General features: G+C 66.0%; 37 protein-coding genes. 1 reads left to right on the top strand and 36 read right to left on the bottom strand.

What is annotated here, in order from left to right; genetic code table 11:
• Positions 1-79: 79 nt before the first annotated feature.
• From BM162_RS14290 to BM162_RS14260, 7 genes are all read right to left on the bottom strand, one after another.
• Complete coding sequence (locus BM162_RS14290) at positions 80-1,096, bottom strand: amino acid ABC transporter substrate-binding protein (RefSeq protein ID WP_093423310.1); 1,017 nt, start codon at positions 1,094-1,096, stop codon at positions 80-82.
• Positions 1,097-1,298: 202 nt separating this feature from the next.
• A complete protein-coding gene (locus BM162_RS14285) occupies positions 1,299-2,009 on the bottom strand; it encodes an ATP12 family chaperone protein (protein ID WP_093423307.1) in 711 nt (236 codons plus the stop codon).
• Positions 2,009-2,689: an HAD-IA family hydrolase gene (locus BM162_RS14280; RefSeq protein ID WP_093423305.1), complete on the bottom strand. Its 681-nt coding sequence runs from the start codon at positions 2,687-2,689 to the stop codon at positions 2,009-2,011. Before BM162_RS14280 ends, BM162_RS14285 begins: the two co-directional genes overlap by 1 nt.
• On the bottom strand, positions 2,686-3,726 hold the full coding sequence (locus BM162_RS14275; protein ID WP_093423302.1) for an RluA family pseudouridine synthase: 1,041 nt from the start codon (positions 3,724-3,726) through the stop codon (positions 2,686-2,688). Before BM162_RS14275 ends, BM162_RS14280 begins: the two co-directional genes overlap by 4 nt.
• Complete coding sequence (gene crcB / locus BM162_RS14270) at positions 3,723-4,100, bottom strand: fluoride efflux transporter CrcB (RefSeq protein ID WP_093423299.1); 378 nt, start codon at positions 4,098-4,100, stop codon at positions 3,723-3,725. The genes BM162_RS14275 and crcB overlap by 4 nt, the downstream gene beginning before the upstream one ends.
• A 31-nt stretch (positions 4,101-4,131) precedes the next feature.
• The gene (locus BM162_RS14265; protein WP_093423296.1) at positions 4,132-5,457 is read right to left on the bottom strand and encodes a replication-associated recombination protein A; all 1,326 of its coding nucleotides are present in this window, start codon (positions 5,455-5,457) and stop codon (positions 4,132-4,134) included.
• 43 nt (positions 5,458-5,500) lie between these two features.
• A complete protein-coding gene (locus BM162_RS14260; RefSeq protein ID WP_093423293.1) occupies positions 5,501-6,127 on the bottom strand; it encodes a helix-turn-helix transcriptional regulator in 627 nt (208 codons plus the stop codon).
• 103 nt (positions 6,128-6,230) lie between these two features.
• Here BM162_RS14260 and BM162_RS22420 point away from each other — a divergent pair, with 103 nt between their 5' ends.
• Positions 6,231-6,422, top strand: coding sequence for a hypothetical protein (locus BM162_RS22420; RefSeq protein ID WP_143096162.1), 192 nt, complete (start codon positions 6,231-6,233; stop codon positions 6,420-6,422).
• A 41-nt stretch (positions 6,423-6,463) separates the two neighbouring features.
• On the opposite strand, the gene rplQ is transcribed toward BM162_RS22420, so the two are convergent.
• The 29 genes from rplQ to BM162_RS14115 all read right to left on the bottom strand — a co-directional run.
• A complete protein-coding gene (gene rplQ / locus BM162_RS14255) occupies positions 6,464-6,883 on the bottom strand; it encodes a 50S ribosomal protein L17 (RefSeq protein WP_093423290.1) in 420 nt (139 codons plus the stop codon).
• A gap of 143 nt (positions 6,884-7,026) precedes the next feature.
• Positions 7,027-8,043 (bottom strand): DNA-directed RNA polymerase subunit alpha, encoded by a 1,017-nt coding sequence (locus BM162_RS14250; protein WP_093423287.1) that lies wholly within the window; start codon positions 8,041-8,043, stop codon positions 7,027-7,029.
• 121 nt (positions 8,044-8,164) lie between these two features.
• Entirely contained in the window at positions 8,165-8,557 is a 393-nt protein-coding gene (gene rpsK / locus BM162_RS14245; RefSeq protein ID WP_093423284.1) for a 30S ribosomal protein S11, read from the bottom strand.
• A 15-nt stretch (positions 8,558-8,572) separates the two neighbouring features.
• Positions 8,573-8,941, bottom strand: a complete 369-nt coding sequence (gene rpsM, locus BM162_RS14240; protein ID WP_093423282.1) for a 30S ribosomal protein S13 — start codon at positions 8,939-8,941, stop codon at positions 8,573-8,575.
• Between the two features lie 192 nt (positions 8,942-9,133).
• Positions 9,134-9,781 carry an adenylate kinase gene (locus tag BM162_RS14235; RefSeq protein ID WP_093423279.1) on the bottom strand — a complete coding sequence of 216 codons (648 nt, stop codon included), beginning with the start codon at positions 9,779-9,781 and terminating at the stop codon, positions 9,134-9,136.
• A complete protein-coding gene (gene secY, locus BM162_RS14230; RefSeq protein WP_093423276.1) occupies positions 9,778-11,133 on the bottom strand; it encodes a preprotein translocase subunit SecY in 1,356 nt (451 codons plus the stop codon). Before secY ends, BM162_RS14235 begins: the two co-directional genes overlap by 4 nt.
• Positions 11,134-11,239: 106 nt before the next feature.
• The gene (gene rplO, locus BM162_RS14225) at positions 11,240-11,707 is read right to left on the bottom strand and encodes a 50S ribosomal protein L15 (RefSeq protein WP_093423273.1); all 468 of its coding nucleotides are present in this window, start codon (positions 11,705-11,707) and stop codon (positions 11,240-11,242) included.
• Between the two features lie 140 nt (positions 11,708-11,847).
• Positions 11,848-13,134, bottom strand: a complete 1,287-nt coding sequence (locus BM162_RS14220; RefSeq protein WP_093423270.1) for a hypothetical protein — start codon at positions 13,132-13,134, stop codon at positions 11,848-11,850.
• A gap of 155 nt (positions 13,135-13,289) precedes the next feature.
• A complete protein-coding gene (gene rpmD, locus BM162_RS14215; RefSeq protein WP_093423267.1) occupies positions 13,290-13,478 on the bottom strand; it encodes a 50S ribosomal protein L30 in 189 nt (62 codons plus the stop codon).
• A 12-nt stretch (positions 13,479-13,490) separates the two neighbouring features.
• Positions 13,491-14,084: a 30S ribosomal protein S5 gene (gene rpsE / locus BM162_RS14210; protein ID WP_093423265.1), complete on the bottom strand. Its 594-nt coding sequence runs from the start codon at positions 14,082-14,084 to the stop codon at positions 13,491-13,493.
• 12 nt (positions 14,085-14,096) lie between these two features.
• The gene (gene rplR / locus BM162_RS14205; RefSeq protein WP_093423264.1) at positions 14,097-14,456 is read right to left on the bottom strand and encodes a 50S ribosomal protein L18; all 360 of its coding nucleotides are present in this window, start codon (positions 14,454-14,456) and stop codon (positions 14,097-14,099) included.
• Positions 14,457-14,468: 12 nt separating this feature from the next.
• The gene (rplF, locus tag BM162_RS14200; RefSeq protein WP_093423262.1) at positions 14,469-15,002 is read right to left on the bottom strand and encodes a 50S ribosomal protein L6; all 534 of its coding nucleotides are present in this window, start codon (positions 15,000-15,002) and stop codon (positions 14,469-14,471) included.
• A 12-nt stretch (positions 15,003-15,014) separates the two neighbouring features.
• Complete coding sequence (gene rpsH, locus BM162_RS14195; RefSeq protein ID WP_093423259.1) at positions 15,015-15,407, bottom strand: 30S ribosomal protein S8; 393 nt, start codon at positions 15,405-15,407, stop codon at positions 15,015-15,017.
• A gap of 12 nt (positions 15,408-15,419) precedes the next feature.
• Entirely contained in the window at positions 15,420-15,725 is a 306-nt protein-coding gene (gene rpsN / locus BM162_RS14190; RefSeq protein WP_093423256.1) for a 30S ribosomal protein S14, read from the bottom strand.
• Between the two features lie 11 nt (positions 15,726-15,736).
• Complete coding sequence (rplE, locus tag BM162_RS14185) at positions 15,737-16,300, bottom strand: 50S ribosomal protein L5 (protein WP_093423253.1); 564 nt, start codon at positions 16,298-16,300, stop codon at positions 15,737-15,739.
• On the bottom strand, positions 16,300-16,608 hold the full coding sequence (gene rplX, locus BM162_RS14180; RefSeq protein WP_093423251.1) for a 50S ribosomal protein L24: 309 nt from the start codon (positions 16,606-16,608) through the stop codon (positions 16,300-16,302). The genes rplE and rplX overlap by 1 nt, the downstream gene beginning before the upstream one ends.
• Positions 16,608-16,976, bottom strand: coding sequence for a 50S ribosomal protein L14 (gene rplN, locus BM162_RS14175; protein ID WP_005621870.1), 369 nt, complete (start codon positions 16,974-16,976; stop codon positions 16,608-16,610). The genes rplX and rplN overlap by 1 nt, the downstream gene beginning before the upstream one ends.
• A 154-nt stretch (positions 16,977-17,130) precedes the next feature.
• Entirely contained in the window at positions 17,131-17,364 is a 234-nt protein-coding gene (gene rpsQ, locus BM162_RS14170) for a 30S ribosomal protein S17 (RefSeq protein WP_093423248.1), read from the bottom strand.
• Positions 17,365-17,368: 4 nt separating this feature from the next.
• Positions 17,369-17,575 carry a 50S ribosomal protein L29 gene (gene rpmC, locus BM162_RS14165; protein ID WP_093423245.1) on the bottom strand — a complete coding sequence of 69 codons (207 nt, stop codon included), beginning with the start codon at positions 17,573-17,575 and terminating at the stop codon, positions 17,369-17,371.
• A gap of 106 nt (positions 17,576-17,681) precedes the next feature.
• Complete coding sequence (gene rplP, locus BM162_RS14160) at positions 17,682-18,095, bottom strand: 50S ribosomal protein L16 (RefSeq protein WP_093423242.1); 414 nt, start codon at positions 18,093-18,095, stop codon at positions 17,682-17,684.
• A gap of 13 nt (positions 18,096-18,108) precedes the next feature.
• Entirely contained in the window at positions 18,109-18,810 is a 702-nt protein-coding gene (gene rpsC, locus BM162_RS14155) for a 30S ribosomal protein S3 (protein ID WP_093423239.1), read from the bottom strand.
• Positions 18,810-19,190: a 50S ribosomal protein L22 gene (gene rplV, locus BM162_RS14150; RefSeq protein ID WP_093423237.1), complete on the bottom strand. Its 381-nt coding sequence runs from the start codon at positions 19,188-19,190 to the stop codon at positions 18,810-18,812. The genes rpsC and rplV overlap by 1 nt, the downstream gene beginning before the upstream one ends.
• A 3-nt stretch (positions 19,191-19,193) precedes the next feature.
• Entirely contained in the window at positions 19,194-19,472 is a 279-nt protein-coding gene (gene rpsS, locus BM162_RS14145) for a 30S ribosomal protein S19 (protein ID WP_093423234.1), read from the bottom strand.
• Between the two features lie 3 nt (positions 19,473-19,475).
• The gene (gene rplB / locus BM162_RS14140) at positions 19,476-20,318 is read right to left on the bottom strand and encodes a 50S ribosomal protein L2 (RefSeq protein ID WP_093423231.1); all 843 of its coding nucleotides are present in this window, start codon (positions 20,316-20,318) and stop codon (positions 19,476-19,478) included.
• Between the two features lie 98 nt (positions 20,319-20,416).
• Positions 20,417-20,713, bottom strand: a complete 297-nt coding sequence (locus BM162_RS14135; RefSeq protein WP_093423228.1) for a 50S ribosomal protein L23 — start codon at positions 20,711-20,713, stop codon at positions 20,417-20,419.
• Entirely contained in the window at positions 20,710-21,330 is a 621-nt protein-coding gene (gene rplD / locus BM162_RS14130; RefSeq protein ID WP_093423225.1) for a 50S ribosomal protein L4, read from the bottom strand. Before rplD ends, BM162_RS14135 begins: the two co-directional genes overlap by 4 nt.
• Positions 21,327-22,169, bottom strand: a complete 843-nt coding sequence (rplC, locus tag BM162_RS14125) for a 50S ribosomal protein L3 (RefSeq protein WP_093423222.1) — start codon at positions 22,167-22,169, stop codon at positions 21,327-21,329. Before rplC ends, rplD begins: the two co-directional genes overlap by 4 nt.
• 14 nt (positions 22,170-22,183) lie before the next feature.
• Positions 22,184-22,492, bottom strand: a complete 309-nt coding sequence (gene rpsJ / locus BM162_RS14120; RefSeq protein WP_093423590.1) for a 30S ribosomal protein S10 — start codon at positions 22,490-22,492, stop codon at positions 22,184-22,186.
• 141 nt (positions 22,493-22,633) lie between these two features.
• A partial coding sequence (locus BM162_RS14115) for an EF-Tu C-terminal domain-related protein (protein ID WP_245759275.1) occupies positions 22,634-23,105 on the bottom strand: 472 nt, incomplete at its 5' end.

Genomic DNA, 23,105 nt, shown 5'->3' with positions numbered 1-23,105 from the left:
TCGTATCTCGGGTCTTGTGTGCCCTTGTCTTTATCGAAGAAGGGGCGCGGTCATGCCGCGCCCCTTCCGGAGTGTGATCTTACCGGAACGGCGGCGAGTAGAGCAGGCCGCCCTCGGTCCACTGCGCGTTCAGGCCGCGTGCCAGGCCGATCGGGGTCGACTCGCCGATGTGGCGCTCGAACAGCTCACCGTAGTTGCCGCCCGCCTTGATGGCGCGCACTGCCCAATCGCTGTCGAGACCGATCATCTCGCCCAGGTTGCCCTCGGTGCCGAGGATGCGGTTGATCTCGGGGTTGTTGGTGCCTTCGGCCAGCTCGTCGATGTTGGCCGAGGTGATGCCGTACTCTTCCGCGGCGATCAGCGCGTTCAGCGTCCAGCGGGCGATGTCGCCCCACTCGTTGTCGCCGTGACGGACCAGCGGGCCCAGCGGCTCTTTCGAGATGATCTCGGGCAGGATGACGTGGTCGCTCGGGGTTTCGAACGTCGCGCGCGTCGCGGCGAGGCCCGAGGCATCGGTGGTGTACACGTCACAGGCGCCGGCAAGGTACTGCTGCTGCGCCTCGGCGTTGGTTTCGATCGGGACCGGCTCGTAGTCCATGTTGTTGGTGCGGAAGAAGTCCGCGAGGTTGAGCTCGGTCGTGGTGCCGGTCTGGATGCAGACGGTGGCGCCGTCGAGGTCCTTGGCCGAGGTCACGCCAAGCGCCTTGGGCACGAGGAAGCCCTGGCCGTCGTAGTAGTTCACGCCGACGAATTCGAACTTGAGGTCGTTGTCGCGGCTGAACGTCCAGGTGGTGTTGCGCGACAGCATGTCGATTTCGCCCGAGGCCAGCGCCGTGAATCGGGTCTGGCCGGTCGTGGGCACGAACTCGACGGCGGTCGGGTCGCCCAGGACGGCGGCGGCGACGGCGCGGCAGACGGCGACGTCGAAGCCTTCCCACTCACCGGCGGAGTTCGGGGCCGAGAAGCCCGGCAGGCCCGTCGACACGCCGCAGTTCAGGTTGCCACGTTCCTGCACGTCCTCAAGCGTCGCGGCGGCGGCCGCACCAGCCACCAGGCCGGATACCGTCAGCGCACCGAGAAAAGCCGTTTTCTTCATGTTTACCTCTTCCTGAGTTTGCCGCCCGTGCGGGCGGTTCTTCCCGGCCCTCCCCGGACCGAAGTCGCATTGTTCTGGGACGTTGCCCCGAACGCGGGCAAGTGTGGTCGCAGAGTTGCGCACAGGTCAAGGCCGCGTTCGTGGCCTGTGCCCACGAAAGAAGCGGCATGTCTTAAGGTTAACAGAAGGAATGCACAGGAATTCAGCGTTCTGCCAGCCGGAAGAACCGCTCGGCATGCAGGAAGGAGTCGCGCTTTTGCTCGGCGAAGGCCTCGGCCTCGGCGTCGCGGCCCCATTGCTCGGCCTGCCAGTCCTCGTCGATGCGCGACAGGTCCCAGGCCTCCTGGGGCGTGCGCACCGCCTGCGCCACGGCCAGCCCCAGCACCATCGAGCCGGTCAGCCCGACGAGGTCGTGGAAAGCGGCGAGGTGGAAATCGCTCATCCCCTCCATCTGCCGCGTCAGCCGCGCCGTCGCCTCGGCCGGCTGCGCCACGGGCATGACCCCCGCCACCAGCGTCAGGCGCGCGCCGAACGTCTCGTCCGCCCAGTCGAGCAGCGGGTCCCACGCCTGCGCCTGGCGTTCGGCCAGCGCCTCGGGCGTCTCGGCGCGGTAGCACAGAAGGTCGGTTTCGCCGAAGGCGGCGATCATCTCGACCACCGCCTGCCGCTGCGGCGCGACCTTGTCGAGCGCGGCGTTGGCCGAGCGGGTGGTCGGCATCTTCAGCGGCTCGATCTTTTCGTCCTGCGCGTCCCATTCGCCGGCAACGGCCTCGGCCATCGGGCGGGTCGGCACGACCAGCGGGGTCTTGGCCGGCGTGCGCACCGGCCGCCCGTCCAGCCGGACCGAGAAGCCCTCGGGCTCCTCGTGCACGGTCACGTCCTTCCAGAAGCGTTTGGCGGCCCAGTCAGCCATCACGCGATCTCCCACATCTCGTCGAGCGCCGCGTCGAGCGCGGCGAAGTCGTCCAGTATCCTCTCGGCCCCCGCCGCCTGAAGCTGCACGCGCGGGTGATAGCCCCAGTCAACACCCAGGCAGCGGACGCCGGCGGCGCGGCCCATTTCCATGTCGAAACTCGTGTCGCCCACCATGACGGTGCGCGCCGCCTCGGCTCCGGTCGCGGCCATGCAGGCCTGGATCATTGACGGGTGCGGCTTCGACGGGTGGTCGTCGGCCACCTGCGTCGTCAGGAAGAAGTGCGCCAGGTCGTGCGTCTCGATCACGTGCGTCAAGCCGCGGCGGGACTTGCCGGTGGCGACGCCCAGCAGCACCTCGTCCCGCTGCGCCAGCCGCTCCAGCGCTTCGCGCGCGCCGGGAAAGAGCGGCGAGCCGCCTGCCTGCGGATCGTTGGCGCGCAGGTGGGTGTAGTGGTCCTTGTACCCCTCGACCAGCCGGGCGACCGTCGCCGCGCCCTGCCCCGGCGCAAGCTGCGCGATGGCCTGCGGCAGGGACAGGCCGACGATGGTCAGGACGGCGGCGCGCGAGGGCGGCTTCAGCCCTTCGGCCACGAACGCGCCCTGCATCGAGGCCGTGATCTGCGCCTGGCTGTCGACGAGCGTGCCGTCGACGTCGAAGATGACGAGCGTGAGGCTCATGCCTCCTCCTCGAACGGATCGTCGGGCACGTCGCCCGCGCGCCATTCCAGCGCGTCCCAGGTGCGCTGCATGTGCTCGGGCAGCGGCGCGGTCAGGTTCAGCGTTGCGCCGGTCACCGGGTGGCGCAGGCGGATTGAGCGGGCGTGGAGGTGCAGCTTGCGGCTGATCTCTCCGCCCAGCTGCGCGCCCCAGCCGCTGCCCAGGTTCTCCTGCCCCGAGCCGCCGTACTTGCCGTCGCCCACGATGGGATGCCCAAGTTCCGCCATGTGCGCGCGAAGCTGGTGCGTGCGCCCCGTCACCGGCACCAGCGCGACCCACGAGGCGCGCGTGCCCAGGTTCGACAGCACGGCGTAGTCGGTCGTCGCCCGCTTCGCCCCGGGCGTGTCGTCCACCGCGTCGGGGTGGATGCACAGCATCTTCTCGGCCTCGCCCTTCGCGCCGTGCCCCGGCGCCTTGACCAGTCCGAAGCGCACCGTGCCCATGCGCGGCTGCGGCGCGCCGGCGACGGCAGCCCAGTAGATCTTGCGCGTCTCGCGGGCGCGGAACGCCTCGGTCAGCGCGCCGGCCACCGCGCGGGTGCGGGCCAGCAGCAGGACGCCCGACGTGTCCTTGTCGAGCCGGTGCACAAGCCGCGGTTTCTCGTCGTAGTCGAAGCGCAGCGCCTCGGCGAGGCCGTCGACATGCCGTGTCTGCTTGCTGCCGCCCTGGGTCGGCAGGCCCGGCGGCTTGTTCAGCGCGATCACGTGGTCGTCACGGTAGATGACGGCGCGGCGGATCATCTCGGCATCCGCGTCGCTGACCTTTGGCCGGTCCGGCGCGGGCGCGGCGGCATCGGGGAGCGGCGGGACGCGCACGGTCTGTCCCGCTTCCAGCCGGGTCGCCCCCTTCACGCGGCCGCCATCGACGCGGATTTCGCCCTTGCGGCACATCTTCTCGACCCGGCCCTGCGGGACGTGCGGGAAATGCCGGCGGAACCAGCGGTCGAGGCGCTGATCGCCCTCGTCCGGGCCGACCGTGAGTGTCTGGACGCCGCTCATGCGAAGGCTCCTCGTGTCAAAACCATTCCCGCCGCCAGCGCCGCCAGCGACACGACGACCGACAGGCCGACATAAAGCAGCGCGGCCGCCACCTGCCCCCGCTCGATCAGCGTGATCGTGTCGAGCGAGAAGGACGAGAACGTGGTGAACCCGCCCAGGAACCCGGTCATCACCAGCGGCGACAGGTGCGTGAGGCCCCGCTGCGCCGCGAGCGAGACGAAGATCCCCATCAGGAACGAGCCGAGCACGTTCACCGTGAGGATGCCGAGCGGGAAGCCGTGGCCGAACAAGCGCACGACTCCGATGCCGGTCAGGTACCGGGCGGACGCGCCGACGGCCCCGCCGAGCGCGACCTGGAGGACGGTGGAAATCATGGGCACTCTCTTGTGGGCGAGGCGGTCGATGTCAACCGTCCTGCCGCTTGGCGCGAAGCTTGGCGAACCACTCGACGCGCTTCTTGAGGTCCCGCTCGAACCCGCGCTCGACCGGCAGGTAATAGACCCCACGCTTCATGCCGTCCGGGAAATAGTTCTGCCCCGAGAACGCATCTTCGGCGTCGTGGTCATAGGCGTAGCCGGCGCCGTAGCCCTGTTCCTTCATCAGCCCCGTCGGCGCGTTCAGGATGATCTTGGGCGGCGGCTCGCTTCCCGTCTTGCGGGCGGCGGCGCGGGCGGCCTTGTAGGCGGCGTAGCCCGCGTTCGATTTCGGCGCGAGCGCGAGGTAGATGACCGCCTGCGCCAGCGCCAGTTCGCCCTCGGGGCTGCCGAGCCTCTCGTAGGTTTCCCACGCGTGCAGGCACTGGGTCTGGGCCTGCGGGTCGGCCAGACCGATATCCTCCACCGCCATGCGCGTGATGCGGCGGGCCAGATAGCGCGGGTCCTCCCCTCCCTCGAGCATCCGGGTGAACCAGTAGAGCGCGGCGTCCGGGTCCGAGCCCCGGACCGATTTGTGCAGTGCCGAGATGAGGTTGTAGTGCTCGTCGCCCGACTTGTCGTATTTCGCCGCCCGCTTCATCAGCCGGGTCGTCAGCGCCGTCTTGTCCAGCTTGGCGTCCGTCTTCCACGCCGCCACCTGCTCGACCAGGTTCAGCAGAGCGCGGCCATCGCCATCCGCCATCTCCAGCAGCGCTTCGCGCGCCGGGCCGTCGAGCGGCAGCTTGCGGCCCAGCTCCTTCTCGGCCCGCTGCGCCAGCAGTTCGAGGTCGGCGAGCGACAGGCGTTCGAGCACCAGCACCTGACTGCGCGACAGGAGCGCCGCGTTCAACTCGAACGACGGGTTCTCGGTCGTGGCCCCGACCAGCAGGATCGTCCCGTCCTCCATGTGCGGCAGGAAGCCGTCCTGCTGCGCCTTGTTGAAGCGGTGGATTTCGTCCACGAACAGAAGCGTCCCCTGCCCGTTCGCACGCCGCATCTTCGCCGCCTCGAACACCTTCTTGAGGTCCTGTACGCCGGTGAAGATCGCGCTGATCTGGACGAAGTGCAGATCGGTTTCCGAGGCCAGAAGCCGCGCGATGGTCGTCTTGCCGACGCCCGGCGGCCCCCAGAATATCAGCGAGGACAGCGCGCCCGAGGCCAGCATCGTCGTCAGCGGCGCGTCAGGCCCCAGCACCTGCGGCTGCCCGATGACCTCGGCCAGCGCGCGGGGGCGCAGCCGGTCGGCCAGCGGGCGCGGCGCAGTGTCATGGGCGGGCGCGGCGGGGGCGCCGGGGGCGGGATCGAAGAGGTCGGCCATGGGCCTTATCTAGGCGCTGACGCCGGGCGAGGGAAGCGGCGGGTCAGAGCAGCTTGTGCTCTTGCGCGCGCTGGATCGCCTCTGCGGTGGTCCGCGCGAGAAGCCGTTCGCGCGCCGCCTTGAGCCGCGCCTTGAACGCGCTTTCCGAGATGCCCAGCCGCTCGGCCGCTTCGGCGTACCGCGCGCCGGAGGCCACCAGCTTGAGCGCGTTCCGCTGCGCCGGCGTCAGGCTTTCCGGCGGCGTGGCCGCGTCGTGCAGCTGCGCCACGATCTGCGCGATCCGCGCCATCTCTTCGTCCGTGAACTCGCGGTCGGCCCGCCCAAAGCTTCCGACGCTGCGCGACGACCGGGGGCCGTGCGACACGGTGAAGCCGTAGATCAGCCCGTACTCCCGCGCCTGTCCCATGACGTTATGCGGGTCAGGATAGGCCAGGCCGCTCCAGCGGCACATCCCCTGCTGCCCGAGCGCCCATGAAATGGTGGGGTCGCAGAGCAGGTAGTCGCTCTCGGTATACTGCTCGACCCACTCCTGCGGATAGGTCACGAACATCATCTGGGCCGAGGCGAAGCGGATGTGGAGCGCGAGCGCATACCCGCTTGGAGCGAGCCGTCGAAGTTCGTTCAGCCAGCGGCCGAGGCGGTGTTCGTCATGGTTCGTGTGGGCCGTCATCCCGGGGATCCGTTCTTGGTGGGAACCGGACCCTCATTCAGCCGTTGAACGAATCGGTGCGCATTGTCCGGCACCCGCTTGACTCGTTATTTAGGAGTTCCGTGTGCCGAAAGAATACGCCGCCGAGGGGCTTGAACAAATATTGCGCGACCTGCCCCCGTCCGTGCAGGACGAGATCGTGGCCTTCCTGCGCGCCAGCGACCTGAGCGGGGACGCGGCCAGGCTGGCGGAATTCCGCAGCAAGGTGGCCCAAACCGTCGACACCATCTCTGAAAACGGAAAAAGCCCCGCCTGACCGGCGGGGCTTTGGATCGGTCCGTCGATGACGGGCGGTAATTACTCCGCCTCGGCCTCTTCGGCGGCGACGCGCTCGCGGTCGGACTTGCCCTTGGCGTCGACGTCACGGTCGACGAATTCGATGATCGCCATCGGGGCCATGTCACCGTAGCGGAACCCGGCCTTCAGGACGCGGACGTAACCGCCCTGGCGATCCTTGTAGCGCGGGCCCAGCACGTCGAACAGCTTCGCGACATAGGCATCCTGCTTGAGCTGCGAGGCCGCCTGACGGCGGGCATGCAGGTCGCCGCGCTTTCCGAGGGTGATCAGCTTCTCGACGATGCGGCGCAGTTCCTTCGCCTTGGGCAGCGTGGTCTTGATCTGCTCGTGCTCGATCAGCGAGCCGGCCATGTTGGCCCAAAGCGCCTTGCGGTGCTCGTGGGTGCGGTTGAGGCGGCGGTATCCGCGGGCGTGACGCATTTTCTATCTCCTAATCGCGTTTTGCTTTGTCCGGCCGGCGATGCGTGTCACCGGCTCTCCTTGGGGTCGCTGGACCCGGGTGGTTCGATGCGTGTGAGCACGTACCCTACGTCGGCAGGGTGCGTGCTCGTTACGCACCGGTCTTAGAACTGGTCTTCGAACTTCTTGGCCAGATCCTCGATGTTCTCCGGCGGCCATTCCTCGACGTCCATGCCGAGGTGCAGGCCCATGCCCGAAAGCACTTCCTTGATCTCGTTGAGCGACTTGCGGCCGAAGTTCGGGGTCCGGAGCATCTCGGCCTCGGTCTTCTGGATCAGGTCGCCAATGTAGACGATGTTGTCGTTCTTCAGGCAGTTTGCGGACCGCACCGAAAGCTCGAGCTCGTCGACCTTCTTGAGCAGGAGCGGGTTGAACTCCAGCCCCTCGTCCTCGTCCGCGCGGCCGGCGGCCTCGGGCTCGTCGAAGTTGACGAAGATTGACAGCTGGTCCTGGATGATGCGCGCGGCATAGGCCACGGCGTCCTCGGGGGTGACCGAGCCGTCGGTTTCCAGCTTCAGCGTCAGCTTGTCGTAGTCCAGCACCTGGCCCTCACGAGTGGGCTGCACGTCATAGCTGACCTTCTTGACCGGCGAATAGATCGCGTCGATCGGCATCAGGCCGATGGGCGCATCCTCGGGGCGGTTCTTGTCGGCCGAGACGTAGCCCTTGCCGGTGTTCACGGTCAGTTCCATGAACAGGTCGGCACCTTCGTCAAGGTGGCAGATGACGTGATCCTTGTTCAGGATCTCGATGCCCGCGGATTCCGAGATGTCGCCAGCGGTGACGACCTGCGGACCCTTTGCCGAGATCGACAGGCGCTTGGGCCCCTCGACTTCCATGCGGATGGCCACGCCCTTGAGGTTGAGGACGACATCTGTCACATCCTCGCGCACGCCGGCGATGGACGAGAACTCGTGCAGGACGTTGTCGATCTGCACGCTGGTGATGGCGGCGCCCTGCAGGGACGACATCAGCACGCGGCGCAGCGCGTTGCCCAGCGTCAGGCCGAAGCCCCGCTCGAGCGGCTCGGCAACAACCGTCGCCTGACGCATGCGGTCGTTGCCCGGCTTGACCTCGAGCTGCGTCGGCTTGATGAGTTCCTGCCAGTTTTTGTGGATCATGCGTGTCTCCTCAATTCCAGGCCGACGTCCATGTCCGAGACGAGGGCCACCCGAGGTTCTGAAATGACAGGCGCGGACCGCGGCGCGCGGCCACGGTCCGTGCTATTGGTATTCGACCCGATCAGACCCGGCGGCGCTTCGGCGGGCGGCAGCCGTTGTGCGCGATGGGGGTCACGTCGCGGATCGCGGTGATGTTGAAGCCGACGGCGGCCAGGGCGCGCAGAGCGCTCTCGCGGCCGGAGCCCGGACCCTGCACCTCGACCTCGAGCGTGCGGACACCGTGTTCCTGCGCCTTTTTGCCCGCGTCCTCGGCGGCCATCTGGGCGGCGTAGGGCGTGGATTTCCGCGAGCCCTTGAAGCCCATGGTGCCGGCGGACGACCACGAAATGGCGTTGCCCTGCACGTCCGAGATCAGGATCTTGGTGTTGTTGAAGGACGAGTTCACATGCGCCACGCCTGCGGCGATGTTCTTCGAGACCTTCTTCTTACCTGCGGTACGACGATCACGTGCCATGGTATCTGACCTCCCTTACTTCTTCTTGCCGGCGATCGGCTTCGCAGGGCCTTTGCGGGTCCGCGCGTTGGTGTGGGTGCGCTGGCCGCGCACGGGGAGGTTGCGGCGGTGCCGCAGGCCACGGTAGGAGCCCAGGTCCATCAGGCGCTTGACGTTCATCTGCACTTCGCGGCGCAGGTCGCCTTCGACCGTGTAGTTGGCGTCGATGTGTTCGCGGATGGCGAGCACTTCGGAGTCGGACAGTTCGTTCACCCGGCGGGTCTGGTCGACGCCGACGGCGTCACAGATCGTACGGGCCGACGACGGGCCGATTCCGGTGATGTAGGTGAGCGCGATGGGAACGCGCTTGGCGGTGGGGATGTTAACGCCGGCGATACGTGCCACGTCGATATCTTCCTTTCGTTGCGGTTCCGTAGTGCCGGAACCTTTTTTCACAACGGAAGCCCGAGGCATGACCGCCACGGGCTGCTGCTGAATTCAATGGATCGGCCGGGGCGCACGCCCCCCTCACCGACTGCGAGTCTCGCAAGAGAAGCCGCCGTGTAAGAGGGATTCGCCTTGGCGTCAAGAGGAGGTTTACGCCTCCTCGAGAACGCGGGCGATGCGCGCCTTGACCTCGTTGATCTCGCCGAGCCCGTCGACCGGGGCGAGCTTGCCCTTGGCGTGGTAGTAACCGATCAGCGGCGACGTCTTCTTGTAGTATTCCATCAGCCGCTGCTTCAGGCTTTCCTCGTTGTCGTCGCCCCGGCGGTTGAACTCGGTGCTCCCGCACTTCGCACACTTGCCGTCCGCCGGGATCGGCTTGGTCTCGTCGTTGTAGACCTCGCCGCACTTGGCGCAGGTGGCGCGGCCGGTGATGCGCCGCACCAGCGCCTCGTCGTCCACCTGCATCTCGATGACGGCCGACAGCGCCTGCCCGTGGCGGGCCAGAAGGTCGTCCAGCGCGTCGGCCTGGGCCAGCGTCCGGGGGAAGCCGTCGAAGATGATGCCGCTGCCGGTGTTCCCGTCCAGCCGCTCTTCGATCAGGCCGATGACGATTTCGTCGGTGACGAGTTCGCCGCGGTCCATCACCTCGGCCACCTTCTTGCCCATCTCGGTTCCGCTGGTCCGCGCCTCGCGCAGCATGTCGCCCGTCGAAAGCTGAACCATCCCGCGCTCCTCGCAGAGGATCTTGGCCTGCGTTCCCTTGCCGGCACCCGGGGGGCCGAGGAGGATGATGTTCATCGTCTTGCTGTCCCTTTCTTGCCGCGTCTTTTGCCGCGCAGCTGAGATTTCTCGATCAGCCCCTCGTACTGGTGCGCCAGAAGGTGGGACTGCACTTGCTGGATCGTGTCCATCGTGACGGAGACCACGATCAGAACAGAGGTGCCGCCAAAATAGAAGGGAATGGCGAGCTGTGAACGCAGAATCTCGGGCAGAAGACAAACCGCCGCAAGGTAGAGCGAGCCCAGCACCAGCACGCGGTTGACCACGTATTCCAGGTACTCCGAGGTTCGCTTGCCCGGGCGGATGCCGGGGATGAAACCGTTCTGATTCTTCAGGTTGTCCGCGACATCGTCCGTCTTGAACGACACGTTGTGCGTGTAGAAGTACGTGAAGAAGACGATCATGCCCCCGAAGAACAGAAGGTACAGGGGCTGCCCCGGCCCGAAATAGGCCAGGATCGTGGACATGACCGGACCCGTCTGTCCGCCGCTGAAAGTGGCCAGCGTGGTGGGCAGAAGAAGCAGGGACGACGCGAAGATCGCCGGGATCACGCCCGCCGGGTTGACCTTGATCGGCAGGTGGCTGGAGCCGCCGTCATAGACCTTCATCCCGACCTGCCGGCGCGGGTACTGGATGTGGATCTTGCGCAGGCTGCGCTCCATGAACACCACGAAGGCGATCACGGCGACGATCATCAGAAGCACGCCGACGATGACGACCGGGCTGATCGCGCCCGAGCGGCCAGAGGCGAAGAACTGCGCCAGCGCCGCCGGAACCTCGGCGATGATGCCCACGAAGATGATCAGCGAGATGCCGTTGCCGATGCCGCGCTGGGTGATCTGCTCGCCCAACCACATCAGGAACATGGTGCCGCCGACCAGCGTGATGATGCACGAGGCTCGGAAGAACCAGCCCGGATCGTGGGCCAGGTCGCCCGCCTCGAGGCTCATGGCAAGGCCATAGGCCTGAAACGTCGCCAGGAACACCGTGCCGTAGCGGGTGTACTGGTTGATCTTCTTGCGGCCCTGCTCCCCCTCTTTTTTCAGCTGTTCCAGCTGGGGGACCATCGCCGTGAGAAGCTGCACGATGATCGAGGCCGAAATGTAGGGCATGATCCCCAGGGCGAAGATCCCCATGCGCGAGATGGCGCCGCCGGTGAACATGTTCAGGATGCCGCCGATGCCGGTCGACGCCTGCTCCATGAAGTCGCGCAGCGCACCACCGTCGATGCCGGGAACCGGGATGTAGGTGCCCAGGCGATAGACGATGAGGAGCCCGAGGGTGAAGAGGATGCGGCCGCGGAGCTCGGTCGCCTTCCCGAAGGCGCCCCAGCTCATGTTCGCCGCCATTTGCTCTGCTGCAGATGCCATTCGCGGTCTCTTTCGTGCAAGCGCCGCGGACTCCGTTTTCCGGACCCGCGGCGCTCAGGGAAAACTGTCAGAGGATGTAAGCGGGTCTGTTACCGCTCATAACCTGTTACTCGGCCGCTTGAGCGGACGTGACGGTGAGCGTGCCGCCGGCCTTCTCGACCGCTTCGACCGCCGACTTCGACGCACCGGTAACGGTGAGGTTCACCTTCGACGTCAGCTCGCCCTTCGCCAGGACGCGGACACCGTCGCGCTTGCGGCGGACGAGGCCGCTGTCGAGCAGCTCGGTCTCGGTGATCTCTTCGCCCAGCTTGCCGGCGTCGATGAACTTCTGGATCAGGCCTAGGTTGACGACCGCGTATTCCTTGCGGTTCGGCTTGTTGAAGCCGCGCTTCGGAAGACGCTGGTAGAGCGGCATCTGGCCGCCTTCGTAGCCCTTGATGGCCACGCCCGAGCGCGACTTCTGGCCCTTGATGCCGCGGCCGGCGGTCTTGCCCTTGCCCGAGCCCGGGCCGCGGCCGACGCGCATCCGCTTCTTGGCGGCGCCTTCGTTGTCGCGCAGTTCGTTGAGTTTCATGTCGCTTCTCCTTGGCCGGACACGGACCCCAGCGACGGATGGTCCGGACACGGCATTCTTATCAAATGGATTCGGCCCCGAAAGGGAGCACCGGGCGCGTATACGCGGAACCTATCCGGCGTTCAATCCCCTGCCCCGGCTCAGGCATGAGCGATGGCCGAGACAATGTACCGGCGCAGCCATTCAAGCGCGTCCTGCGGCACTCCGCCCGCGAGCGTGTGCTCTCCCCGGTCGGTCGAAAGCACCAGTTCCCGGCCGAAAAGCGGCGTCGAGCGGCCGGCCACCGTCGCGCCCTGCCGGATGCCCACGCGCACGCTCTCGACCTCGGAAAGCGGGACGGAATAGCCGCGTGACTCCACGTTCGGTACGACATAGGCAATTTCTTCGCGCGTGATGCGGATCTCTCGCGGGGCGCGCCGCTCAAGATACCAGATGCCGATGGCGATGCCGATGAAGACGAGACCGAAGAGGATGGTGTCGAAGCTCAGCGTGAACACGCCCTGCAGGACGAAAAGGCTCCCGACCGCGACGAAAAGCCCATGGAAGAGCAGCGGCACCTCGGTCGCGTGCAGCCGCACCCGCAGTTCCTGCGACGCCGGATCGGCCGGATCGCCCAGCGTCTCGACCTCCAGAGACGGCGGGGGCGGCGCGTCGCTTTGCGCTGCATCGATGCGGCCCCCCTTGGCGAGTTCCTGTACGTTCTTGTCGACGTCCTCGGCCTCGCGCACCTCGTAGCCCCCGTCGCGCGCGTCGATCGCCGGCATATCCAGCTGGCGGGCGTAGCCTTCCCACACGAGGCGCGGCTCCCCGGCTCGGGTCGTGCGTCGCATCTCCTGTGCCTTTTCGCGCAGCCTCGCCTTCTGCTCTTCGCTCGGCGGCCCCTCGGTCACCGCCTCGCGCATCAGGCTGCCGACCTGCAGAAGCCCCGGCGGCGACGTCACCTCTTCGAACAAGGGTATCGTCTTCGACGGATTGGAATGCACGAGTTCGATCAGGTGGGTATGCCTGATCCGGTTGCTGGTGTCCGAATCGCTCGAAGACTGCGTGTGCTGGTACCGCTGCCACCGCACGCCCTCGAAGGCCGAGAGCGGTTCGCTCCAATGGCGGGTTCCCAGAAGGGTTCGTTCAGTGACCGAGACCTCTCCGTCATCGATCCGGATATCCGTGCGCTGCCGGAACGAACGGATCACCTTCCAGCACGACCAGATTGCGCCCAGTCCTGTTGCCGCAACCACGGCGAGGAAGATCACTCCCTCTCCAGCCGGCGCGCCGAGGTCCTGCGCGAAACGCGCTGCGACGATGAAAAGTAGTATGCTGATCCCGGCGGCCAGCACGGTACCCACCGATGCAGGCCGCACCGCGATCACGAGGGGGAACCGCCCGTCTTCGCTCGTCCGCCTGACATTCATACCCGTGCGCCCGGCCATCACGTCGCCTCCGTTTACTCCTCCATTGGTGGGGAAGCCTAGACGGACTCATGCTCAAGTTGAAGACGCGTGGCCGACGGCCGTTGATCCAAAACGGAAAAACGCCCCGGCGGGTGGCCGGGGCGTTTCCATCATTCGGGTCAAAGGGTCGCGGCTCAGCCGCGCTCTTCGACAATCTCGACCAGATGCGGGATTTTGGCGACCATGCCGCGGACCGAGGGCGTATCCTCGAGCTCGCGGGTCTTGTGCATCTTGTTCAGGCCCAGGCCGATCAGCGTCTGGCGCTGCTTGGCCGGGCGGCGGATCGGCGAACCGATCTGCTTCACGACGATGGTTTTTGCCATGCCAGTCTCTCCTTAGGCCTGGGCCGGGGCCGCTTCATCCACGGTCTGGACCGAGGACGCAGCGGCTTCGTCCCGCTTTGGCAGGATGTCGGCCACCTTCTTGCCGCGACGCTGCGCGACCGAACGGGGGCTGGCTTCCTGCTGCAGACCGTTCAGGGTCGCGCGGATCATGTTGTAAGGGTTCTGCGACCCCAGCGACTTGGCGACCACGTCGTGCACGCCCAGCATCTCGAACACGGCGCGCATCGGGCCGCCGGCAATGATGCCGGTGCCGGTCGGCGCCGTCCGCATCGTCACCTTGCCGGCGCCGTGGCGGCCGTACACGTCGTGATGCAGCGTGCGGCCGTCGCGCAGGGGCACGCGGATCATGTTGCGCTTGGCGCTTTCGGTGGCCTTGCGGATCGCCTCGGGCACCTCTTTCGCCTTGCCCTTGCCGAAGCCGACACGGCCCTTCTGGTCGCCGACCACGACGAGCGCGGCGAAGCCGAAGCGCTTACCGCCCTTCACGGTCTTCGACACGCGGTTGATCGCCACGAGACGATCGGCGAATTCCGGAGTTTCGTCGCGGTCGCGGCGGCCACCCCGGCGGTTATCACGTTCTGCCATACTCTCGTCTCCTTAGAACTTCAGCCCGCCCTCGCGGGCGGCGTCGGCCAGGGCCTTGATCGTGCCGTGATAGAGGAAGCCGCCACGGTCGAGGTAGCATTCCTCGACGCCCGCCTTCTTCGCACGCTCGGCGATGGCCGTGCCGACCTTCGAGGCCGCCTCGGCGTGGTTCTTGCCGACGAAACCCAGGTCCTTCTCGAGCGTCGAGGCAGAGGCCAGGGTGCGGCCCGCCACGTCGTCGATCAGCTGGACGCTGATGTTCTTGTTCGAGCGGTGGACCGACAGGCGCGGACGCCCGTTGGCCTGCTTCCGCAGTTTGTTCCGAACGCGCAGGCGGCGCTTCAGAAACAGGTCACGTTTGCTGTTAGCCATTCTCTGCCGTCCTTACTTCTTCTTGCCTTCCTTGCGGAAGATGAACTCGCCCTTGTAGCGGATGCCCTTGCCCTTGTAGGGCTCGGGTCCCCGCCACTCGCGGATGTTCGCCGCGACCTGGCCGACCTGTTGCTGGTCGATACCTTCGACCGTGATCTCGGTCGGCTTGGGCGTCGTCACGGTGATGCCTTCCGGCACCTCGAAGTCGACGTCGTGGCTGTAGCCGAGGTTCAGTTTCAGCACCTTGCCCTGCATCTGGGCGCGGTAACCCACACCCGCGATCTCGAGCTCTTTCTTGAAGCCCGTGTTCACGCCGGTCACCAGGTTCTGGACCATGGTGCGGGCCATACCCCACTGCTGGCGCGCCCGCTTGGACGTGCCGCGAGGCGTGATCGTGACGGTGTTCTCCTCGACCGCGACGGTGACGTCGTCGGTCGCGGTGAAGTTCCGCGTGCCCTTGGGGCCTTTCACTTCGACGGTCTGGCCGGAGACGGAGGCCGAAACCCCCGACGGCAGCTCGACCGGTCGCTTACCAATTCGAGACATAATCCGTTCTCCTTAGAAGACCGTGCAGAGCACTTCACCGCCGACATTGGCGGAGCGCGCCGCTGCATCCGACATCACGCCGCGGGGCGTGGAGACGATGGAGACGCCGAGGCCCTGGCGCACGGCCGGGATGTCCTTGGCGCCCGAGTACACGCGACGGCCCGGGGTCGACACGCGCTTGAGCTCGCGAATGACCGGCGTGCCTTCGTAGTACTTCAGGCTGATCTCGAGCGCCGGATGGCCCTTCTTGTCAGTCACGTTCTCGTAGCCGCGGATGTAGCCTTCGTCGGCCAGCACGTCGAGAACCCAGGCACGAAGCTTGGACGCCGGCGTCAGGACGGTGGACTTGCCCCGCAGTTGCGCGTTGCGGATGCGGGTCAGCATATCGCCGAGAGGATCGTTCATCTTGTACCCTCCTTACCAGCTCGACTTCACGAGCCCGGGGACCTGGCCGTTCGACCCGAGGTCCCGGAGCGCGATCCGGCTCATCTTCAGCTTACGGTAATAGGCGTGCGGACGCCCCGTGAGCTGGCAGCGGTTGTGCAGGCGGGTCGCCGAGCTGTTGCGCGGCAGTTTCGCCAGTTTCAGCCGCGCCTTGAAGCGCTCCTCCATCGGGCGGCCTTCGTCATTCGCGATATCCTTCAGCGCCTGGCGCTTGGCGGCGTACTGCTCAACCAGCTTCTGGCGCTTCTTCTCGCGTTCGATCATTGCTTTCTTCGCCATGAGATCGTCCCTCAGCTGGTGAACGGCATGTTGAAGTGCTTCAACAGCGCCTTGGCTTCCGCGTCGGTCTTCGCGGTGGTGGTGATGACGATGTCCATCCCCCACACTTCGTCGACCTTGTCGAAGTTGATTTCCGGGAACACGATGTGCTCCTTCAGGCCGGTGGCGTAGTTGCCGCGGCCGTCGAAGCTTTTGCCGGAAACGCCACGGAAGTCGCGGATGCGCGGCATGGCGATGGTGATCAGGCGGTCCAGGAACTCGTACATGCGGTCGCCGCGCAGGGTGACCTTGGCGCCAAGCGGCATGTCCTCGCGGACACGGAAGCCAGCGATCGACTTCTTCGCCTTGGTGATGACGGCCTTCTGACCGGCGATGGCAGTCAGGTCTTCCTGGGCCGACTTCGCCTTCTTGGAGTCACGGACAGCCTCGGCCCCGCAGCCGATGTTCAGGACGATCTTGTCCAGGCGCGGGATCTGCATGTCGTTGGAGTACCCGAACTCCTCTTTCAGCGCCGCGCGGATGGTGTCGCGGTACTGCTGGCGGAGGCGGGGCGTGTAGTTCGCTGCGTCGAGCATCAGATCACGTCTCCCGTGGTCTTGGCGAAGCGCACCTTCTTGCCGTCGTCGTCGAAGCGGAAGCCGACACGGGTGGCCTTGCCGTTGGCGTCGAGGAGCGCGAGGTTGCTGAGGTCGATGGGCATCGCCTTGGGCTGGCGGCCGCCCTGCGACGTCTGCGACTGGCGCTGGTGACGGATGGCGATGTTCACGCCGTCGACGATGGCCTTGTTGTCCTTGGGCAGAACTTGGGTGATCTCACCCTGCTTGCCCTTGTCCTTGCCGGCCAGCACGACGACCTTGTCGCCCTTGCGGAGTTTCGCGGCCATTACAGCACCTCCGGAGCAAGCGAGATGATCTTCATGAAGTTCTTCGCGCGCAGCTCACGAACCACGGGCCCGAAGATACGGGTGCCGACCGGCTCGTTGTTGTTGTTGAGAATGACCGCGGCGTTCCGGTCGAAGCGGATCGCGGTGCCGTCCTCGCGGCGCACTTCCTTGGCGGTGCGAACGACAACGGCCTTGCGGACGTCGCCCTTCTTCACGCGGCCGCGCGGAATGGCTTCCTTGACCGAGACGACGATGATGTCGCCCACGGAAGCGTATTTCCGCTTCGACCCGCCGAGGACCTTGATGCACTGAACCCGGCGTGCGCCGGAGTTGTCAGCGACATCCAGATTGGTCTGCATCTGGATCATGTGGTTTCTCCCGACCTTTGGGGGGCCCTTCCGGCCTGTTTCCCCAGGGTTTCGATCAAACCGGGCGTGATGTCCCGAATTTGCGGTCGGCTCTTCCGTCCCGGCGGTCCTTTATCGCGTGCGATCAGGAACCAAAGGGACCGAGGAGCGGCCGTCAGACGCGGTCGACCACCTCCCAGCGTTTCGACTTCGAGACCGGCGCGCATTCCTGGATGCGGATCACGTCGCCTTTCTTGAAGGTGTTCTCAGGATCGTGAGCCCGGTACTTCTTGGACTTACGGATCGTCTTTTTCAGAACGGGGTGCGTGAAGCGACGCTCAACCGACACGGTCACGGTCTGGGCGTTGGCGTCGCTGGTCACGGTGCCTTGCAGGATACGTTTGGGCATTCGCTTACGCCTCCGACGCCGCGGCGGCGGCCTTCTCGTTCAGAACGGTTTTCACGCGCGCCACGTCACGGCGGACCTGGCGCATACGGGCGGTGTTTTCCAGCTGGTTCGTGGCCTGCTGGAAGCGGAGGTTGAAGGCCTCCTTCTTCAGCTCGGTCAGCTGATCGCGCAGCTGGTCCGGCGTCTTGTCTCTCAGTTCGCTGGCGTGCATCGCCTTCCCTCTCATCAGAAGTCGCCGGACGGCCCGTGGCCTTCAGTGCCGGCGCTTTTCCAACAGGCGCGGCCCACCGCATGACGCGCGGTGGGCCGCGAAATTCTTACCAGTCCTCGCGGACCACGGTCCGAGTTTTGATCGGAAGCTTCATGGAGGCGAGGCGGAGCGCCTCCCTTGCCACAGAATCGGACACGCCGTCAATCTCGAACATGATGCGTCCGGGCTTGATCTTGGCGGCCCAGAAATCGACCGAACCTTTACCCTTACCCATCCGGACTTCGGTCGGCTTGGAAGTCACCGGCACGTCCGGGAAGATGCGGATCCAGACACGGCCCTGACGCTTCATGTGGCGCGTCATGGCCCGGCGGGCGGCTTCGATCTGACGCGCAGTGATGCGCTCGGGCTCGATCGCCTTGAGGCCGTACGTGCCGAAGTTGAGATCCGATCCGCCCTTCGCTTGGCCGTGGATACGGCCCTTGTGCTGTTTGCGGAACTTCGTGCGCTTAGGTTGCAGCATCTCGTTTCACTCCTTAACGGCGGCCGCCGCGCGGGGCGGGACCTTCCTGGAGCTCCGCCTGGCGACGGTCACGAGCCGCAGGATCGTGCTCCATGATCTCGCCTTTGAAGATCCAGACCTTCACACCGATGATGCCGTAGGGCGTCTTCGCCTCGGCATGGGCGTAGTCGATGTCGGCACGCAGCGTGTGCAGCGGAACGCGGCCCTCGCGATACCACTCGGTCCGGGCGATCTCGGCCCCGCCGAGGCGGCCCGACACGTTCACCCGGATGCCCAGGGCACCCATGCGCATGGCGTTCTGAACCGAGCGCTTCATGGCGCGGCGGAACGACACACGACGCTCGAGCTGCTGCGCGATTGACTCGGCAACCAGCTGACCGTCGAGCTCGGGCTTGCGGACCTCGACGATGTTGAGGTGCAGCTCGCTGTCCGTCATCGCGGCGAGCTTGCGGCGAAGCTGCTCGATGTCGGCGCCCTTCTTGCCGATGATCACGCCCGGACGCGCCGTGTGGATCGTCACGCGGCACTTGCGGTGCGGACGCTCAATGATCACGCGGCTCACGCCGGCCTGCTTGCATTCTTGCTTGATGAACTCGCGGATCTTGACGTCTTCCAGCAGGAGATCGCCGTAATCCTTGGTGTCGGCGTACCAGCGGCTGTCCCAGGTCCGGTTGACCTGGAGGCGCATGCCGACCGGATTTACTTTGTTACCCATTAGGCTTGCTCCTCGACCTGGCGGACCTTGATGGTGAGCTCCGAGAACGGCTTCACGATGCGGCCGAACCGGCCACGCGCACGGGGCTTGCCGCGCTTCATGACGAGGTTCTTGCCGACATAGGCCTCGGCGACCACCAGTTCGTCGACGTCAAGGTTGTGGTTGTTCTCAGCGTTCGCGATGGCCGACTGAAGGCACTTCTTCACGTCGTCCGAGATCCGGCGCTTGGAGAAGGTGAGATCGGACAGCGCCTTCTCGACCTTCTTGCCACGGATCATCGCGGCCACGAGGTTCAGTTTCTGCGGGCTCGTGCGAAGCATCCGGGTCTTGGCCATCGCTTCGTTTTCGGCCACGCGGCGGGGGTTCTTTGCCTTGCCCATGACTTACTTCCGCTTCGCTTTCTTGTCGGCGGCGTGACCGTAGTAGGTCCGGGTCGGCGAGTATTCACCGAACTTCTGGCCGATCATGTCCTCGGTGACGAGCACCGGGATATGCTTCTGGCCATTGTAGACGCCGAAGGTGAGGCCCACGAATTGGGGCAGGATCGTCGAGCGGCGCGACCAGATCTTGATGACCTCGTTGCGGCCCGACTCACGGGTTTTCTCGGCCTTCTTCAGGACATAGGAGTCGACGAAGGGGCCTTTCCAAACAGAGCGTGCCATATGTTAGCGGCCCTTCTTCCTGGCGTGACGCGAGCGGATGATCAGCTTCGACGACGCCTTGTTCTTGTTGCGGGTGCGCGCACCCTTCGTCGGCTTGCCCCACGGGGTGACCGGGTGGCGGCCGCCCGAGGTGCGGCCTTCACCGCCGCCGTGCGGGTGGTCGATCGGGTTCATCACGACACCGCGGACCGACGGGCGCTTCCCGAAGTGGCGGTTGCGGCCGGCCTTGCCGATGTTCTGGTTCGAGTTGTCGGGGTTCGACACCGCACCGACAGTCGCCTGGCACTCCTGGCGAACCATCCGCAGTTCGCCCGAGGACAGGCGGATCTGGGCGTAGCCGCCGTCACGGCCGACGAACTGGGCGTAGGTGCCGGCAGCGCGTGCCAGCTGGCCGCCCTTGCCCGGCTTCAGCTCGATGTTGTGCACGATCGTGCCGATGGGCATGCCCGAGAAGGGCATCGTGTTGCCCGGCTTCACGTCCACCTTGGCGCCGGCGACGATCTTGTCGCCCACGGCGATCCGCTGCGGCGCCAGGATATAAGCCTGCTCGCCGTCGGTGTACTGGATCAGCGCGATGAAGGCGGTGCGGTTCGGGTCGTATTCGATCCGGACCACGACGGCTTCGACGTCGTGCTTGTTCCGCTTAAAGTCCACCACGCGATAGAGACGCTTCGCCCCGCCGCCGCGGCGGCGCATCGTGATCCGTCCGGTGTTGTTCCGGCCGCCGTTCTTGGTCAGACCCTCGGTGAGGGATTTGACCGGGCGCCCTTTCCAAAGCTCCGAACGGTCGATCAGCACCAGCCCGCGCTGGCCAGGCGTCGTCGGCTTGTACGACTTGAGTGCCATGCTTTCTGTCTTCCGTCTGCTTCGTGGGTCTCGCGACCCGGGTTAGGTCGAAAAACGTCGGCCCCCGAAGCCGGGGGCCGACGATTCGGTGCCTTCTATCAAAGGCCCGTGGTAACGTCTATCGTGTTGCCCTCTTCGAGCGTCACGTAGGCTTTCTTGACGTCGGCGCGCCGGCCGCGGATGCCGCGGAAGCGCTTCTGCTTGCCCTTGGTGATGGTGGTGTTGACCGCCTTCACCTTGACGCCGAAAAGCTCCTCGACCGCTTCCTTGATCGCGGGCTTGTTGGCGTCGATCGCCACCTCGAAGACCACGGCGCCATGCTCGGACGCCAGGGTGGCCTTCTCGGTGATGACCGGCTTGCGGATCACGTCGTAGTGTTCGGGCTTCGCGCTCATTTCAGTCGAGCCTCCAGAGCTTCGACACCCGCCTTCGTGATCACCAGCGTGTCACGCTTGAGGATGTCATAGACGTTGGCGCCCACCGAGGGGAGCACGTCCAGGCCTTCGATGTTGGCGGCGGCGCGGGCGAAGTTCTCGTTCACCTGGGCGCCGTCGATCACCAGCGCACGCTTCCAGCCAAGCGCCTTGACCTGCTTGGCCAGGGCGTTCGTCTTGGACTCGCCCAGCGTCGCGTCGTCCAGGACGACGAGGTTGCCGGACGCCGCCTTCGACGACAGCGCATGCTTCAGGCCCAGCTTGCGGAACTTCTTGGTCAGCTCGTGACCATGGCTCCGGGGGGTCGGGCCCTTGTAGATGCCGCCCTTGCGGAAGATCGGCGCGTTCCGGTCACCGTGGCGTGCGCCGCCGGTGCCCTTCTGGCGATAGATCTTCTTGGTCGAGTAGCTGGTCTCGGACCGCGTCTTGACCTTGTGGGTGCCCTGCTGCGCGTTGTTGCGCTGCCAGCGCACGACGCGGTGCAGGATGTCGGCGCGCGGCTCGAGCCCGAAGATCTCGTCGCCGAGATCGACCGAGCCGGCCTTCTCGCCGTCCAGCTTGATCACGTCGAGTTTCATTCGTCGCCTTCCTTCTTCTCGGCCTCGATGTCGGCCTCGGCCTCTTTCAGCGCGGCCTCCTGCTCGGCGGCGGCGGCTTCGGCGGCGGCGCGTTCGGCTTCCTCGGCCTCGCGTGCGGCCTGCTCGGCGGCCTCGGCGGCGACGCGCTCGGCTTCCTCGGCGGCCGACTTGAGCGCGGCCGGGTAGATCACGTTCTCCGGCGTCGGCTTCTTGACCGCGTCCTTGATCGTGACCCAGCCACCCTTCGAGCCGGGAACCGCACCCTTGACCATGATGAGCCCGCGGTCGGCGTCGGTCTTGACGACCTGCAGGTTCTGCGTGGTCACGCGGGCGGCGCCCATGTGGCCGGCCATCTTCTTGCCCTTGAACACGCGGCCGGGGTCCTGACACTGACCCGTCGAGCCGTGCGAACGGTGCGAGATCGACACGCCGTGCGTGGCGCGCAGACCACCGAAGTTGTGCCGCTTCATGGCACCCGCGAAACCCTTACCGATCGAGGTGCCGCTGACGTCGACGAACTGACCCTCGAAGTAGTGGTTCGCGGTGATCTCCTCGCCGACCTCGATCAGGTTCTCAGGGGCAACGCGGAATTCCGCGACCTTCCGCTTCGGTTCGACCTTGGCGACGGCGAAATGGCCGCGCATGGCTTGCGACGTCCGCTTGGCCTTGGCCGTGCCCGCGCCGAGTTGCACGGCAGAATATCCGTCCTTCTCGGTCGTGCGCTGAGCCACGACCTGCAGCTTGTCCAGTTGCAGGACGGTCACCGGGATCTGCTTCCCGTCCTCCATGAAGAGGCGGGTCATCCCGACCTTCTTCGCGATCACTCCAGAGCGCAACATGTCCGGTGCCCTCCTCAAACCTTGATCTCGACGTCGACACCGGCAGCCAGGTCGAGCTTCATCAGCGCGTCCACGGTCTGCGGGGTCGGGTCCACGATGTCGAGCAGCCGCTTGTGCGTGCGGATCTCGAACTGGTCGCGGGACTTCTTGTCGATGTGGGGGCCACGAAGGACCGTGAACTTCTCGATCTTGTTGGGCAGCGGGATCGGCCCGCGGACCTGCGCCCCGGTCCGCTTGGCGGTGTTCACGATCTCCTGCGTGCTGGCGTCGAGCACGCGGTAGTCGAACGCCTTCAGGCGGATTCGAATGTTCTGGCTAGCGATTGCCATTGTCGTATGCCTTTCACGGCTTTTGAAGTTGAGAGGTGGAGGCCGCCGAACGCGGCCCCCACGTCGAACCCTTGGTCTTGGTCATAGGGGCGGGGCCGAAGCCTCGCGCCCTACGGGTCGTTGGGCGATCTCAGATCACTCGATGATCTTCGAGACGACGCCGGCGCCGACGGTTCGGCCGCCTTCGCGGATGGCGAAGCGCAGCTTTTCTTCCATCGCGATCGGGGCGATCAGCTCGACCGAGAACGACACGTTGTCGCCCGGCATCACCATCTCGGTGCCCTCGGCCAGCGTCACCGTCCCGGTCACGTCCGTCGTGCGGAAGTAGAACTGCGGGCGGTAGTTGGCGAAGAACGGCGTGTGGCGGCCGCCCTCTTCCTTGGTCAGGATGTACGCCTCGGCCTCGAACTTGGTATGCGGGGTCACCGAGCCCGGCTTGCAGAGCACCTGGCCCCGCTCGACGCCGTCACGGTCGACGCCGCGCAGCAGCGCGCCGATGTTGTCGCCGGCTTCACCGCGGTCGAGCAGCTTGCGGAACATCTCGACGCCCGTGCAGGTCGTCTTCTTGGTGTCGCGGATGCCGACGATCTCGATCTCGTCGCCCACG

Source organism: Tranquillimonas alkanivorans, from assembly GCF_900115595.1.
Classification (GTDB): domain Bacteria; phylum Pseudomonadota; class Alphaproteobacteria; order Rhodobacterales; family Rhodobacteraceae; genus Tranquillimonas; species Tranquillimonas alkanivorans.
The sequence above is the reverse complement of the archived record's forward strand: the minus strand, read 5'-3'. Positions and strand labels throughout refer to the sequence as shown.

Excerpts from the sequence above, each read along its gene's own strand:
- BM162_RS14290 (WP_093423310.1), bottom strand. The coding sequence starts at position 1,096 with ATGAAGAAAACGGCTTTTCTCGGTGCGCTGACGGTATCCGGCCTGGTG.
- BM162_RS14285 (WP_093423307.1), bottom strand. The coding sequence starts at position 2,009 with ATGGCTGACTGGGCCGCCAAACGCTTCTGGAAGGACGTGACCGTGCAC.
- BM162_RS14280 (WP_093423305.1), bottom strand. The coding sequence starts at position 2,689 with ATGAGCCTCACGCTCGTCATCTTCGACGTCGACGGCACGCTCGTCGAC.
- BM162_RS14275 (WP_093423302.1), bottom strand. The coding sequence starts at position 3,726 with ATGAGCGGCGTCCAGACACTCACGGTCGGCCCGGACGAGGGCGATCAG.
- crcB (WP_093423299.1), bottom strand. The coding sequence starts at position 4,100 with ATGATTTCCACCGTCCTCCAGGTCGCGCTCGGCGGGGCCGTCGGCGCG.
- BM162_RS14265 (WP_093423296.1), bottom strand. The coding sequence starts at position 5,457 with ATGGCCGACCTCTTCGATCCCGCCCCCGGCGCCCCCGCCGCGCCCGCC.
- BM162_RS14260 (WP_093423293.1), bottom strand. The coding sequence starts at position 6,127 with ATGACGGCCCACACGAACCATGACGAACACCGCCTCGGCCGCTGGCTG.
- rplQ (WP_093423290.1), bottom strand. The coding sequence starts at position 6,883 with ATGCGTCACGCCCGCGGATACCGCCGCCTCAACCGCACCCACGAGCAC.
- BM162_RS14250 (WP_093423287.1), bottom strand. The coding sequence starts at position 8,043 with ATGATCCACAAAAACTGGCAGGAACTCATCAAGCCGACGCAGCTCGAG.
- rpsK (WP_093423284.1), bottom strand. The coding sequence starts at position 8,557 with ATGGCACGTGATCGTCGTACCGCAGGTAAGAAGAAGGTCTCGAAGAAC.
- BM162_RS14235 (WP_093423279.1), bottom strand. The coding sequence starts at position 9,781 with ATGAACATCATCCTCCTCGGCCCCCCGGGTGCCGGCAAGGGAACGCAG.
- secY (WP_093423276.1), bottom strand. The coding sequence starts at position 11,133 with ATGGCATCTGCAGCAGAGCAAATGGCGGCGAACATGAGCTGGGGCGCC.
- rplO (WP_093423273.1), bottom strand. The coding sequence starts at position 11,707 with ATGAAACTCAACGAACTGCGCGACAACGAAGGCGCCGCCAAGAAGCGG.
- BM162_RS14220 (WP_093423270.1), bottom strand. The coding sequence starts at position 13,134 with ATGGCCGGGCGCACGGGTATGAATGTCAGGCGGACGAGCGAAGACGGG.
- rpmD (WP_093423267.1), bottom strand. The coding sequence starts at position 13,478 with ATGGCAAAAACCATCGTCGTGAAGCAGATCGGTTCGCCGATCCGCCGC.
- rpsE (WP_093423265.1), bottom strand. The coding sequence starts at position 14,084 with ATGGCAGAACGTGATAACCGCCGGGGTGGCCGCCGCGACCGCGACGAA.
- rplR (WP_093423264.1), bottom strand. The coding sequence starts at position 14,456 with ATGGCTAACAGCAAACGTGACCTGTTTCTGAAGCGCCGCCTGCGCGTT.
- rplF (WP_093423262.1), bottom strand. The coding sequence starts at position 15,002 with ATGTCTCGAATTGGTAAGCGACCGGTCGAGCTGCCGTCGGGGGTTTCG.
- rpsH (WP_093423259.1), bottom strand. The coding sequence starts at position 15,407 with ATGAACGATCCTCTCGGCGATATGCTGACCCGCATCCGCAACGCGCAA.
- rpsN (WP_093423256.1), bottom strand. The coding sequence starts at position 15,725 with ATGGCGAAGAAAGCAATGATCGAACGCGAGAAGAAGCGCCAGAAGCTG.
- rplE (WP_093423253.1), bottom strand. The coding sequence starts at position 16,300 with ATGCTCGACGCAGCGAACTACACGCCCCGCCTCCGCCAGCAGTACCGC.
- rplX (WP_093423251.1), bottom strand. The coding sequence starts at position 16,608 with ATGGCCGCGAAACTCCGCAAGGGCGACAAGGTCGTCGTGCTGGCCGGC.
- rplN (WP_005621870.1), bottom strand. The coding sequence starts at position 16,976 with ATGATCCAGATGCAGACCAATCTGGATGTCGCTGACAACTCCGGCGCA.
- rpsQ (WP_093423248.1), bottom strand. The coding sequence starts at position 17,364 with ATGCCCAAACGTATCCTGCAAGGCACCGTGACCAGCGACGCCAACGCC.
- rpmC (WP_093423245.1), bottom strand. The coding sequence starts at position 17,575 with ATGCACGCCAGCGAACTGAGAGACAAGACGCCGGACCAGCTGCGCGAT.
- rplP (WP_093423242.1), bottom strand. The coding sequence starts at position 18,095 with ATGCTGCAACCTAAGCGCACGAAGTTCCGCAAACAGCACAAGGGCCGT.
- rpsC (WP_093423239.1), bottom strand. The coding sequence starts at position 18,810 with ATGGGTAACAAAGTAAATCCGGTCGGCATGCGCCTCCAGGTCAACCGG.
- rplV (WP_093423237.1), bottom strand. The coding sequence starts at position 19,190 with ATGGGCAAGGCAAAGAACCCCCGCCGCGTGGCCGAAAACGAAGCGATG.
- rpsS (WP_093423234.1), bottom strand. The coding sequence starts at position 19,472 with ATGGCACGCTCTGTTTGGAAAGGCCCCTTCGTCGACTCCTATGTCCTG.
- rplB (WP_093423231.1), bottom strand. The coding sequence starts at position 20,318 with ATGGCACTCAAGTCGTACAAGCCGACGACGCCTGGCCAGCGCGGGCTG.
- BM162_RS14135 (WP_093423228.1), bottom strand. The coding sequence starts at position 20,713 with ATGAGCGCGAAGCCCGAACACTACGACGTGATCCGCAAGCCGGTCATC.
- rplD (WP_093423225.1), bottom strand. The coding sequence starts at position 21,330 with ATGAAACTCGACGTGATCAAGCTGGACGGCGAGAAGGCCGGCTCGGTC.
- rplC (WP_093423222.1), bottom strand. The coding sequence starts at position 22,169 with ATGTTGCGCTCTGGAGTGATCGCGAAGAAGGTCGGGATGACCCGCCTC.